Annotated in this window: 12 protein-coding genes; 3 read left to right on the top strand and 9 right to left on the bottom strand. The window is 38.5% G+C overall.

Going from position 1 to position 13169, the window contains the following annotated elements; all coding sequences use genetic code 11:
- Positions 1 to 91: 91 nt before the first annotated feature.
- On the top strand, positions 92 to 2269 hold the full coding sequence (locus FHR28_RS10995) for a TonB-dependent receptor (protein ID WP_171527314.1): 2178 nt from the start codon (positions 92 to 94) through the stop codon (positions 2267 to 2269).
- 51 nt (positions 2270 to 2320) lie between these two features.
- Here the strand turns inward: FHR28_RS10995 and dapC are convergent, their stop codons facing one another.
- The 6 genes from dapC to FHR28_RS10965 form a co-directional block, all read right to left on the bottom strand.
- Positions 2321 to 3490 (bottom strand): succinyldiaminopimelate transaminase, encoded by a 1170-nt coding sequence (gene dapC / locus FHR28_RS10990; protein ID WP_166782580.1) that lies wholly within the window; start codon positions 3488 to 3490, stop codon positions 2321 to 2323.
- A 28-nt stretch (positions 3491 to 3518) separates the two neighbouring features.
- Positions 3519 to 6185, bottom strand: coding sequence for a [protein-PII] uridylyltransferase (gene glnD / locus FHR28_RS10985; protein WP_056510738.1), 2667 nt, complete (start codon positions 6183 to 6185; stop codon positions 3519 to 3521).
- Positions 6186 to 6211: 26 nt separating this feature from the next.
- Positions 6212 to 7420 carry a formate-dependent phosphoribosylglycinamide formyltransferase gene (gene purT, locus FHR28_RS10980; protein ID WP_004720948.1) on the bottom strand — a complete coding sequence of 403 codons (1209 nt, stop codon included), beginning with the start codon at positions 7418 to 7420 and terminating at the stop codon, positions 6212 to 6214.
- Between the two features lie 190 nt (positions 7421 to 7610).
- Complete coding sequence (locus FHR28_RS10975; protein WP_166782579.1) at positions 7611 to 8108, bottom strand: metal-dependent hydrolase; 498 nt, start codon at positions 8106 to 8108, stop codon at positions 7611 to 7613.
- Between the two features lie 168 nt (positions 8109 to 8276).
- On the bottom strand, positions 8277 to 8612 hold the full coding sequence (gene ygaH, locus FHR28_RS10970) for an L-valine transporter subunit YgaH (RefSeq protein WP_151956842.1): 336 nt from the start codon (positions 8610 to 8612) through the stop codon (positions 8277 to 8279).
- 1 nt (position 8613) lies between these two features.
- Positions 8614 to 9351: an AzlC family ABC transporter permease gene (locus tag FHR28_RS10965; protein ID WP_004720941.1), complete on the bottom strand. Its 738-nt coding sequence runs from the start codon at positions 9349 to 9351 to the stop codon at positions 8614 to 8616.
- Positions 9352 to 9453: 102 nt separating this feature from the next.
- Between FHR28_RS10965 and FHR28_RS10960 the strand changes: the two genes are divergently transcribed.
- Positions 9454 to 9936: a hypothetical protein gene (locus FHR28_RS10960; RefSeq protein WP_004720940.1), complete on the top strand. Its 483-nt coding sequence runs from the start codon at positions 9454 to 9456 to the stop codon at positions 9934 to 9936.
- 78 nt (positions 9937 to 10014) lie between these two features.
- Here FHR28_RS10960 and FHR28_RS10955 read toward each other — a convergent pair whose 3' ends face one another.
- Positions 10015 to 10422, bottom strand: a complete 408-nt coding sequence (locus tag FHR28_RS10955) for a hypothetical protein (RefSeq protein WP_151956841.1) — start codon at positions 10420 to 10422, stop codon at positions 10015 to 10017.
- 168 nt (positions 10423 to 10590) lie between these two features.
- Complete coding sequence (locus FHR28_RS10950) at positions 10591 to 11292, bottom strand: Crp/Fnr family transcriptional regulator (RefSeq protein ID WP_004720936.1); 702 nt, start codon at positions 11290 to 11292, stop codon at positions 10591 to 10593.
- Between the two features lie 332 nt (positions 11293 to 11624).
- On the opposite strand from FHR28_RS10950, the gene FHR28_RS10945 reads away from it, so the two are divergent.
- Positions 11625 to 12167 carry a DUF962 domain-containing protein gene (locus FHR28_RS10945; RefSeq protein ID WP_166782578.1) on the top strand — a complete coding sequence of 181 codons (543 nt, stop codon included), beginning with the start codon at positions 11625 to 11627 and terminating at the stop codon, positions 12165 to 12167.
- A gap of 222 nt (positions 12168 to 12389) precedes the next feature.
- Here FHR28_RS10945 and FHR28_RS10940 read toward each other — a convergent pair whose 3' ends face one another.
- Positions 12390 to 13001: a superoxide dismutase gene (locus FHR28_RS10940; protein ID WP_151801703.1), complete on the bottom strand. Its 612-nt coding sequence runs from the start codon at positions 12999 to 13001 to the stop codon at positions 12390 to 12392.
- Positions 13002 to 13169: the final 168 nt, after the last annotated feature.

Here is a 13169-nt window from a genome sequence, read left to right as displayed (position 1 = left end):
ACATGCTTATAAAATGAGAAAGCAAGTTTAAGTAAGAGTGATTATCATTTAATATGGCGGCTTAATTTAGATGACTGTTTTAGAGCCTCCTATGCGAAAAATTAAACCCTTAATTGTGATGATGGCAGTGGCGACAAGTGCTGCAATTGCGCATGCTGAACAACAAGATGCTTCATTGTCTCAGTCGAGCAATGGTAATGCAAAACAACTGAGTACGATTACAGTAGTCGCAAGTGCAGATGCATCAGCAGAGGGTTTAATGCCAGCATTTGCTGGAGGGCAGGTGGCTTCTGGTGGTAAAGTTGGGATATTTGGCAATCAGAAAAATATAGATACACCGTTTAATCTAACCAGCTATACCAATCAATATATTCAAGAGCGACAAGCTGAGAGTGTGGGAGATGTACTTCAGGCAGATTCATCTGTGCGTACAGCAAAGGGCTTTGGGAATTTTCAGGAAGCATATTTTATTCGTGGTTTTGTGCTAGCTTCTGATGATACGGCTTATAACGGTTTATATGGAATACTTCCTCGTCAATATATTCCAACGGAGTTATTTGAACGTGTCGAAGTATTTAAAGGTGCCTCAGCGTTTTTAAATGGAGCGATTCCCGGAGGAACTGGGATTGGTGGTTCTATTAATTTGTTGCCTAAAAGAGCGGGAAATGAGCCATTAAATCGTATCAATTTAGGTACAGATTTTAATGGTGGCTATATTTCATCAGATGTATCGAGACGTTTTGGTGAAGATGAGAAATTTGGTGTGCGTGTAAATACGGCATATCATGGTGGCAATACAGAAATTGACAAAGAAGATAATTCACTAGGTGTAGCTTCAATTGCGATGGATTATAAAGGTGAACAATTACGCCTCTCTGGTGATTTGGGATATACCAACAACCGTTTAAGTGAAAATCGCCCAAGTTTGCGTTTAACCAATAGCGTAACTGCATTACCAAGTGCATCACAGTATGCGAATTATCATGGTCAGTCATGGACATATTCAAATGAAGAAGATATTTTTGGTAGCTTCCGTGCAGAATATGATTTAAATGATGCAACAACTGCATATGCTGCTTATGGATTCCGTAAAACAGAAGAAGATGGTGTCTATTCAAGTCAGCAATTAAGTAATACTCAAACAGGAGCTGCCAAATTATCGGCATCGACCATTCCACGAAAAGATACCAATAACAGTGCAGAAATTGGGGTAAAAACGAAATTTGATACAGGTACTTTAAAGCATAATGTAGTTTTTTCTGGGTCGATCTATCGAGCAGATAAACGATATAGTTATGGTTATGCAACAAGTTTAGACGATAATTTTTATAATCCTATTTATACAGATGGCTCAAATATTAATAAATGGCTAGGTGCCGCTGGTACATATCCCAAAGCAGGGGTGAATACTTTAAAAAGTGTAGCTTTAGGCGATAATATTTCTGCTCTAAATGATCGTTTGACTGTAATGCTTGGTGCGCGCTATCAAGAAATTGAACAAGATGTTTATTCATATGGTACCTATAAGTACGATATTAATAAAAACAAAGTTACCCCAGCATTAGGTGTAAGCTATAAATTAACCCCTGAAATGGCAATTTACGCTAATTATATAGAAGCTTTAGTACAAGGGGATGCGATACAGGATAGTGTCGGTAATAACTATATTGCTGATCCTTTTGTATCTAAGCAGAAAGAAGTTGGATTAAAGTTCGAAAATGATCACCTCGGTGGTGCATTGAGTTACTTCTATACAGACCGTCGAAAAGCTTCTGTGAATACTTCTGGAACTCCACAATTGAGTCAGGCAACCAATATCCATCAAGGTCTTGAATTTAATGCCTATGGTCAATTAACTGACTTCGTTAAGATTTTGGGTGGTGCGACGTGGATTGATACCAAACAGAAGGATACTTATCAAGGTTTATACAATAATAATGAAGTTATTGGCGTTCCAAAGTTTCAAGCGAATCTAGAAGCAGATTGGAAATTGCCAGTTGAACAGGATATTAGTGTAAATGGTCGTGTTGTGTATACGGGTTCAACATATGCCGATAATGCCAATACGTTGAAAATTAACGATTGGACGAGATTAGATGTTGGTGCAAATTATAAAACCAAAATTAATAAAGTTCCGACAACATTCAATTTCTCAGTTACTAATGTTTTAGACAAGGATTATTGGGCTTCAGCATCTGTAAATGACTATACCTATTTGTCTTTAGGTGATCCCCGTACCTTTAAATTAAGTGCAACCTTTGATTTTTAAACACCATAAAAAATGCCCCAAATTTGGGGCATTTTTTATAACAGTATATTTTTATAAAATGGTTTTTAGACGTTGAATCACTTGCTCACATTGAGCAATATCCGCGACCAATGCCATACGGACATGACCTTCACCAGGATTGCCTTGTTCAGTATCACGAGACAAATAACGCCCCGGTAAAACTTTAATGTTGGCTTTTTCCATTAACATTTTGGCAAAGTTTTCATCATGATCGACTTTTAACCAATAATAGAAACCTGCATCAGGCTTTTGTAATGGTAAAAGATGACCGAGTTCATTTTGGAACAACTCAAATTTGGCACGATACAGTCTGCGATTTTCTTCAACATGTGTTTCATCGTTCCAAGCAACAATTGAAGCCAATTGATGTTGGACTGGCATTGCAGCGCCGTGATAAGTACGGAATTTTAAATAAGGTTTAAGTAAGTTTGCATCCCCAGCAACAAAACCTGAGCGCATACCCGGTAGGTTTGAACGCTTAGACAGAGAATGGAATACGATACAATTTTTATAGTCGTCACGACCTAATTCAGCACAGACTTCCAATAAGCCGATCGGTGCTTCATCAAACCACAATTCTGAGTAACATTCATCAGACGCAATCACAAAGTCATATTGGTCAGAAAGTGCAATGAGCTTTTTAAATTGTGCTTTTGAAAGTACCGCACCAGTAGGATTTCCCGGCGTACAAACAAACAAAAGTGCAGTTTTTTCCCAAACTTCAGCAGGTACAGCATCAAAATCACCGAGGTAATTGTTGTCTTCGGTACAGTTGACAAAGTATGGCTTGGCACCAGCTAAAAGAGTCGCACCTTCATAAATCTGATAGAACGGATTAGGCATTACTACATAAGGTGCATCATCACGATTAATCAAGGCCTGTACAAAGGAGAAAATCCCTTCACGTGTACCTGTTACCGGAAGGACATGATCTTCGGCACTGATCGCATTCAGTTTAAAACGACGGGTTAGCCACTGAGCAATACTTTCACGAAGTTCTGGTAAACCTTTACTGTTTGGATAAGTTGAAAGGTGCTGAAAATTATCAATGATCGCTTGCTTCACAAACTCAGGAGCAGGATGCTTTGGTTCTCCAATTGAAAGTGGGATCAAAGGTAAATCTGCAGGTTTTACATCCTGAAAAAGCTGGCTTAACTTTTCAAATGGATAAGGATGTAATAAAGACAAACTAGAGTTCATGAAACAATTACCACGATAGAAAGTAAGATTAATGTTGCCCACAGATTTGATTTGATGCTTCATCTAATGCCGCTTTTAATTTTGCGGTAAAGACTTCAGCCTCAGCTTCAGTGAGGGGGGTGCCATCTTTTTTGGTGACAAAGAAAATATCTTCTGCTTTTTCACCCAGCGTGGCGATTCTAGCAGAATGTATGTCTAAACCTTGCATCATAAATAAACCACCAACGCGTGCAAGTAAGCCCGGTTGGTCGAGGGTAGAGATTTCTACCATATTTTGCTGCAAAGCTTCGTTAAGTGTTACATCCACGGTATTTTCAATATCGAAGTGGCGAAGTTGACGTGGAATACGACGTTGCATCAAACCCGGATATTTATCTGATTCGCTTAAGGCTTTAATTAACGCCTGTTTGACTGTTTCTTCACGTTCAGGATCGGTTAATAAGGTACCGAAACGATCCAAGACCACATAAGTATCTAAACTAAAGGCTTTGGTTGCAGTGATAATCCGTGCATCTTGGACATCCAGATTCATACGATCCAAAATTGCCACTGTAGTGGCAAACAGATTGGGTTGGTCTTGAGTATAAATAAAGATCTGTACAGCATCTTGTGCTGCTTTACGGTGCGCACGCATGAGCACCAATGGTGCAGGGTTGTCGCCGTGTTGCAAAATGGCGCGAGTATGCCATGCAATTTCATCTGCGGATTCTTTAAGGAAGTATTCGTCCCCAAGCTCTTGCCAAACCTTTTCAACTTGATCGAGTGGAAACTCATCCACCAAGACTTCGCTTGCAGAGAATTTGGTATCTTCAATCAGCATTTGATAATCAACAGGTCGACCCAAACCAGAACGAATTACATCACGCGCATGGGTATAGAGTTGACGCATCAAAGAAGAGCGCCATGTATTCCAAAGTTTTGGATTGGTGGCATTGATATCGGCAACTGTCAGCGTATAGAGATAATCTAAATGCTCCATATCACCAAGCTTTTCAGCAAACTCTTTCACCACATCTGGGTCAGAAATATCTTTTTTCTGTGCGGTCATCGACATCAGTAAATGATTTTGGATGAGCCAAGCAACCAGATTACATTCGCGCTCAGTAAACCCATGCGCAAGACAGAATTCAATTGCATCTTCAGCGCCAAGTTCACTGTGATCTCCACCACGGCCTTTGGCAATATCATGGAATAATGCAGCAAGGAATACGATGTCACGACGGACTAAGCGTTGAAATACAGAACTGACAACAGGATAGTCTTTGGCAAAGCCGGGTTCTTTAAAACGATTTAAGTTACGAATTAACAGTAAGGTATGTGCATCGACGGTATAAATATGGAACAAGTCATATTGCATCAGCCCCATGATTTGACCAAATGCAGGAATATAATTTCCTAATACACCATAACGCTTCATTGCCACCATGGTTTCATATAAACGATATGGAGAGCGGATGATCGCCATGAATAATGCTTGATGGGTCGGATTATCACGAAATGCTTGATCAATGCGTTTTGCCGCTAAAGTCAAAAGACGCAATGTACGTGCACGAATACCCTCGATTTCAGGGCGATTCGCTAAGATATAGAAAATTTCTAAAATAGCGCTTGGATTTTCGGAAAAGGTTTTATGTTGTTGAACGGCAAGCTTGCCATCAACCAATTTAAAATGTTCGTTAATATTTTCGATTTTACGTTCATAGTCGGGTAAGCGTGGGGTAATCACCGATTCATTAAAATAAGCCAATAACATTTCATTTAAGGTCGAAACCTGTTGCGCGGTACGATAATAACGCTTCATGAACTGTTCAATTGGATAATTTGGATGATGATCATCTTCTCGTGTATAGCCAAATTTAGCTGCAATATCACGTTGATAATCAAACAATAGGCGATTTTCATCACGTTTGGTTAAACGGTGTAAATGATGGCGGATTTCCCAAAGAAAGTTTTCAGCTTCTTCTAGGACGCCCAATTCAAATTCAGAAATAAAACCCAAATGAACCAAGTCGTAAATACGATTGACTCGGAAATGCCGTTTGGCAATCCAGCCAATTTGGTTAATGTCCCGAATACCACCGGGTGCATTTTTAATATCGGGTTCTAAATTACTTTCAGTATTGTTATGTTGCGCATAACGTTGCGCTTGTTCATCCATCTTGGCATCAAAGAAAGTCTTATCTGTCCAAGTTTGGGAAACGACACGACGAGGCCATCTTGCCAGATGTTGATTGCCAATAATTAATCGCGCTTCAATCAGCGAGGTTGCCACAGTGAGATCATTGGTGGCTTGTTCAAAACAACTTCGGATGGTACGTACACTGACACCCGGTTTAAAATTCCCCACATCCCAAAGTGTAGAAATAAATTGCGTCACCGTTTGTTCTTGTTCAGGGGAAAGATCTTCTTCTGAAAGAATCATGATGTCGACATCGGAATAGGGCAACATTTCGCGTCGCCCATAGCCACCAACAGCAAATAAACCGAGATCTGTTTGATCTAGCCCTGAATGCTTCCAGAGAAACATAAGGGCTTCATCTACCACATTTGAACGGGTACGGACAATTTCGCGTATTGTTGTACCATGATCATAGGCCTCATTTAACTGTTGCTCAACATCGCTACGCCATTGATTAATCGCTTTAATGTCATGTATATCAGTTACATATTCCAACAGAGGAGAGGTGTTGATCATGGATGTCTTGTCCGCAAATATATTGGCTAGTTGTTTAAATGAACAGTGACTTTTGCAGCCGTTTCTTGTGCAAGTTCACGTGCTTGGTCTGTTGTTTCAGCACGTGCTGTTGCCACGCCCATACGACGACGTTTAAATCCTTCAGGTTTACCGAACAGGCGTAAGTCTGTCGCAGGATTTTGCAAAGCAAGATTTAAGCCAGCGTATGAAAGATTCTTTGCATCTACACCTGCATAGATTACAGCACTTGCAGCAATACTATGTCGTTCAGTATTGACAGGTAAACCCAAAATTGCACGTGCATGTAATTCAAATTCGCTTTGGAATTGTGATGCAAGTGTGACTAAGCCTGTATCGTGTGGACGCGGTGATACTTCACTAAACCATACTTTATCACCTTTTACAAACAGTTCTACCCCAAAAATCCCACAGCCACCAAGTGCTACAGTGACTTTATTGGCAATGCGTTTGGCTTCATTTAAAGCTGCTTCTGTCATTGCTTGGGGCTGCCAACTTTCTACATAGTCGCCTGAATCTTGACGATGCCCAATTGGGTCACAATAAGCGGTTTCAATTTCACCTGTTTCTGGATTTTTCGAACGTACAGTGAGTAAGGTGATTTCAAAATCAAAGTCAATTTGTGACTCAACGATGACTGTACCTTGATTTACCCGACCGCCAGTTTGAGCATATTCCCAAGCCGCATCTACTTCTGCATATTCTTTGACACGAGATTGCCCCTTACCAGAGGAAGACATTACAGGTTTAACAAAGTTCGGATAACCAATGTCATCACATGCAGAACGGAAGCTTTCTAAGGTATTGGCAAAACGGTAAGCGGAAGTGGGTAAACCAAGTTCTTCCGCCGCTAAACGACGAATCCCTTCACGGTTCATGGTTAAATTCACTGCTTTTGCCGAAGGGATCACGGTTGCAATATTTTGTTGTTCGATTTCGACTAATACTTGAGTAGCAATCGCTTCAATTTCTGGAACAATAAGATTGGGTTTTACTTTTTCAATTAAAGCTTTTAATTCTGTTGCATCTGCCATGTTTAAGGCATAAGAGAAATGAGCAACTTGCATGGCAGGTGCGTTTTCGTAGCGGTCTGCTGCGTGAACTTCAACACCAAGTCGTTGTAATGAAATCACCACTTCTTTACCAAGCTCTCCTGAACCTAACAGTAAAACTTTAAATGCAGATGATTGAAGTGGGGTACCAATAGTAACGCTCATGCTATTCTTCCATGCTTGTCTTATGGACTGTTAGCATAGCAGAACTCAGGCGTGTGTTAAGGGCTGATTGACATAAAATAATGATATTGTCTAACAGATTTTTTTATAAAGTTTTTAGCTTATAGGCGGTTTGCCACTACAAATGAAGTGGCTTTGAATTTGCGCAAGAAAACTGATCAATAATTTTTGATCAATTCTTTTTACGAACCAACAGAATCAACGCAATGAGGCAGATCAGTAATTCTACAAAAAACGACCAATGCAGAATAAAGTTTAGCCACCACGGCTGATAACGTGAGCTGACTTCAAAAAACACATAGGGTTGATCAATAAACGGTGCAAAAAGCCAAACATCACCTACAAAAGTATCCAAGCCGATATGTAGCAGGGCAGCACCCGAAAAAAGACTGATCATCAGGGCAGGTTTAGCCGTGTATTTTGAATGGATGAAATAAAATAAAGCGATTAGAAAGATTGGAATCAAAAATGAAAACCAATGTAAAAAATACTTATGGTGATGTACCGATCTATGATCGAATAAATAGAAATAGAATAGATCAATATCAGGAAAAATTGCACCAAGCATAATCAGCGTAAAAAAAGCTTTATTGGTGATTTTTGTCTGTTTAAATTTCTTGAGTAAAAGTTTAGCCAGTATATAGCCAGAAGGTAAGTGTGCGATAAACATATCAAGTTGCGTATTTTAAATATTTTATTTGAAAGCAATCATACACAACTAATTAATTCACATGGTTTTTTATTGTAAATTAATTAGATGAAAGCATTTTAAATCCGAAAGACTTTAAATTTACACGCTGATCTGCTGATGCATTAAAATATGCTTTAATCAACAAAACTACAGATAGGTATAGACCAAGCCATAGGCCAATGCTGCTGTGAGTGTCGCCAAAACGATTCTTTTAAATTTAAAATACAATCCTGTGAGTACAAGAAAGCCCACCAACATCGCAAAACTTTTATTTGGAGTTTCGATCAATGCTGGAAGAGTGGCGACAATTAACATTGAACTGATTGCTGCAATTCCAATACTGCCTAATGCAATTTTTAACCATGTTGCGCCACGAGTTTGTGTGTGTTGTTGGCTTTTTTGCAGCAGATAGAATGGACCAAAGCGTGAAGCAAAATTTGCAATACCGACCAATATCCCCACCAAGATAATCTGTAAATCCATTTTAAATACTCACTTCATCAGTTTGCTTTAAAACATAATGTTTAAATAATCCCGCTAAAATCCCAGATGCAATCCCAATAAAAATTGCTGCCGACATGTTGATAAAATAACAGGCCAATGCGGAAACCACTAAAGATACGGCAACCACAAAAGTATGTTTTTTCTCAAAGGCTGCTAGTAAGAAGCTTAAGAACAATGCAGGTAACAAGAAGTCTAAAGCGGCTTGTAAAAATTGCGGCAAGTCGCTGACTTGATCTGCAAATAAACCACCTAAAAAGGAACCTAAGGCCCATGACATCCAGCTAAACAAGCTGAGTCCTAACATCCAAGACTCTGACCATTCCTGACGACGTTGGGAAAGTTTAATCATTCCAGCCGCAAAAACTTCATCGGTTAAACCCCATGCCCATACTGCGGTCTTTTTTAGGTTTAAACGGTCTTGAATCAGGTTTTGTAAGGCTGGCCCATAAAGTACATGGCGAATATCCAGTGCAATGACTGTAAGTGCTGTCATCCAAATAGATGTGCCACTGCCCAATAATGCAACCACAAGAAATTGGCTAGCACCAGCGTACATAGAGCAAGATAGAAATAAGGCTTCCCATGCACTAAAACCAAATTGGGTCGCGGATACACCAAAGGCAAAAGATACAGGCAGATAAGTAAAGATGATGGCTTGACTGTCTTTAGCGCCTTGCCAAAAGCCAGCAGTTTGGACTGAAGGATTGTGCTCTGACACAGGACACCTAAAACGAGAGTAAAACAAAAGGTAAAATCAAGATTGTGTATTCTACCCGAATTTACTAGCATAGTAGCGAAATGTTTATTTAGGCGTAACTTTATGTTCGCAAATCAGTCGAAATTATTATTGAGTATGACCTTGGTGTTAGGTGTTTTAGGTTTACAAGCATGTGGTAATTCATCTTCTGAACCTAAAGAAAAAGTTGAAATTAAAGCTGCGCCAAAACTAACCAATGATGCGACAACCTATGCCAACGAAGCATGGAAACTGATCAATCAGGTGGAACCCTTTGTCTACCGTAAGCAATTAAATTTGATTGAAGACAATGTACGTAAACCTTTACGGAAATTAAGTACCGACTGGCGTATCAATGTCAAAATGACCGATTCAGTGACAGAAGGTAAATACGCGTTGTGTCGTAAAGCCATGACCAGTTTAGATACTTGGGCAAGATCGACATTGGAAAAAGATGGTGAAATGCAAAAAAATCAAGCGCAATATGAACGTGATAAAGCCCAGTGCAAAGATGCAATTGAAAATCCAAGTTTAGGTAATACCAAAGCAAATAATAATATTTTTTAAAAGATTTTAGAAAAAATGGCGCAAATATGCGCCATTTTTTTATTGATACAGATCTATGTTCAGTACGTTCGGTGTTACTTAAGGTTTTAACGGATTGGTCGATGCTGTTTTCACTGCTTTGTCTTTAGCAGCAGTTGATTTTGCAGCAGCGTCATTTTTCACTGCTTTGGTTGTTGCTTCAGCTTTTGCTTTGCTTGCAGCAGTTTCAGTTTTTAGCTTTGTCGCTGCTTCTTTCGGTTTCGCTTCAACAGCTTTTGTTGCAGCTACACTTTTGTCTTTTGCTTGAGTTGCATCAGTTTTGGCTTTTGTGCTTGCAGCCGTCGCTTTTTGAGTCGCTTGAGCTGCAGGATTTGCAGCGACGCATTTGCCACCTTTATGGTTTGGGCCTGTACCACCAACCAATGTTGTACCTTTAGGGCAAGCAAAAGCAGAAGCGCTAAGTACAGTGAATAATCCCGCTGTGAGCAATGTTGTGATTTTTTTCATTTATTTCAACTTTTATTGAGATGGCATTAGCGCCTCGCTAAAATATAATTGTATTTTTCACAAAGTAGAATAGATTATTTGTATATTTTATTTATAAAATGATTATATATTCCAGCTGTTTAAGGTGAATTTAATATTTGTCTAAAAGTGGAAAAGTGATGAGTTAAATTAGAGTTGGCCGAGTGAGTGAGCAATAGAATGTAATTGATTGATATCTAATATTTCTATTTTTTTAAAGGCAATTTTTAAAACACCTTGTTGTTCGAGTAAATGTAATTCTTGATTAATGGTCTGACGTGAGCATTTGAGCAGCAATGCCAATTGTTCTTGAGATAAATGAATGATGTTATTTTCAATACAGATATGATTGCCATAGCCGTTTAAGATAAACATCAAACGCTGAGCTAATCGTTGTCGTATATGCTGGGTTTGAATTGAAATGAGTTCTAAAAAAGCAAAGCGAAGTTTTTGACTGGTCAATTGGGCGATATGGAACCAATATTGCGGATAGTCATTTAAAATTTTCTGAATCGCTTGGCTGGGGAGATGTAAAATTAAACATTTTCCAACAGCAATGGCATCATGAGAACGTGGTTGCTGATCCACCAAAGAAATTTCTCCAAACCACATAATCGGTTCTGCAATAGCAGCAACGGATTCATTTCCTTCAATATCAATATAGCCTAAGCGTACCCGACCATCTAAGACCGCATAGATGCCATTAAATAGATCGCCTGATCTGAAAATCGCTTGATCACGCTCAAATTTTTGATAATGGGCTTGTTGTTGAATCAATTGTTGAAAAGGAATAGGCAGTTGTGAATACCATAAATTCTTTGATAATAATTCAAGGTCCGTTGAATTCAGCACAATATGTCCTTTTATGTATCATTGTTAATCTTTGCTTTGATTTTCAAATATATCTAACAGCATAGTCAGTAGGATAGAAAGTTCCTTAGATAAAATCAGTAGCGATAAGCACTGAGTAGAACCATTTACAATCCTCCTTTAAGGGCAGCAATTTAGCGTGAATATGACAGAGTCACTGGCCATAATGTATCAATAAATTTATTGTGAAAGCTGTTGTTATTTACTTCTTTGCAAATTTAAATGAAAAATCAATTCAACTTGTCAGCTAGACGACAACTTTTATCTTAGCGCTTTTATATAGTGAAATGAAGAGATTAACAAGGACGCTGAAAATGAACAGATTAGAGCAACTTCTTAGCCAGTACGCAGCTTATCATTTAGACCATAAAAATGTATTTACGCATTTTATTGGTATTCCGATGATCGTATTTTCAATCATGTGTCTAACGGCTAGAGCAGGGGTGATGCTTTCAGGTTTTGAAATCACTTTGGCATTGATTCTAATGGTTTTAAGTGTGATTTATTATTTTAGTCTGGATAAATTATTCGGCTTTTTAATGTTGCTTATTTATGCAGTAGCCTATCCATTTGCCTATAAAATTGCTCAATTAGGCATGGGAACTTGGCTAAGTATCAGCATTGGTACTTTTGTTGTAGGATGGGTATTCCAATTTGTAGGGCATTTTTATGAAAAGAAAAAACCTGCATTTGTTGATGATTTAGTCGGTTTAGCGATTGGTCCATTATTTGTCTTAGCTGAGTTTGTATTCTTGCTGGGTTTTCGTAAAGATTTACAAGAAAAAATGCTAGCAGAAGCCAGAAAGCAACGTACTGCAATGGATGAAAAATCATTAGACGCTTTACACGCGAAATAATTTGAAAGATAAAGAATCTAGTTCATGATAAAACCCTTTAAGTCAGTAATTTAAACTGACTTAAAGGGTATCGACTTCTATATTTTTGTTTGTTTTAGAATAAGAATTCTTTGATAAATATCACTAAACCAAAGAAAAAAATGGCGCAACCAATATAAAATTTTATTTTTTTAATCAGTGAAGAATTGAACATTGGCATCGTCATATGGTCTGTATAGTATTTCATTGGATTGCTTCTAAATAACGGCGATTCACTTCTTCCCAATTCACAACATTATAAAATGCCGCAATATATTCGGGACGACGGTTTTGGTATTTTAAATAATAAGCATGTTCCCAGACATCTAAAGCCAGAATCGGGATATTGCCATTCATCAGTGGTGAATCTTGATTGGCACTGCTTTCTACGATGACTTTCTTTTCAGGGGTTACGCTTAACCATGCCCAGCCACTACCAAATCGTGTCAGTGCTGCTTTAGTAAAGGCTTCTTTAAAGTTTTCAAAACCTCCAATATCTCTGTCAATTGCTTCAGCGATTTGTTTAATTGGCTCTCCACCACCTTGAGGGCTCATTACTGTCCAGAATAAAGAGTGGTTAGCATGCCCACCACCATTATTAATTACGCTATTTTTAAGATCAGCAGGAACTTCATTCACTTTTGAAACCAGTTCTTCAATCGACAACTTTTCCCATGCTGTGCCTTCAACTGTGGCATTGATATTATTGATATAGGTTTGATGGTGCTTGGTATGGTGGATTTCCATTGTTTTTGTATCAATATTAGGTTCAAGTGCATCGTATGCATAAGGCAGTTGTGGAAGCGAGTAAGCCATGAATCAATCCTGTGATGTTAAGTATAGTGATAATGCTAATAATTATCATTATTATATATGAGCATCAAAAGTGCAACCTACTTAACTTTATTATTGTGTAGCTGATTTCAAAATAGAAATGATCAATTGAGGCAGGGGCTTAGCGATAGAGGCTTGGTGCGTTTTAAG

Origin of the sequence: Acinetobacter sp. BIGb0196, from assembly GCF_011759595.1 — a bacterium.
GTDB lineage: Bacteria > Pseudomonadota > Gammaproteobacteria > Pseudomonadales > Moraxellaceae > Acinetobacter > Acinetobacter guillouiae.
This window is presented reverse-complemented; position numbering and strand designations above follow the sequence as displayed.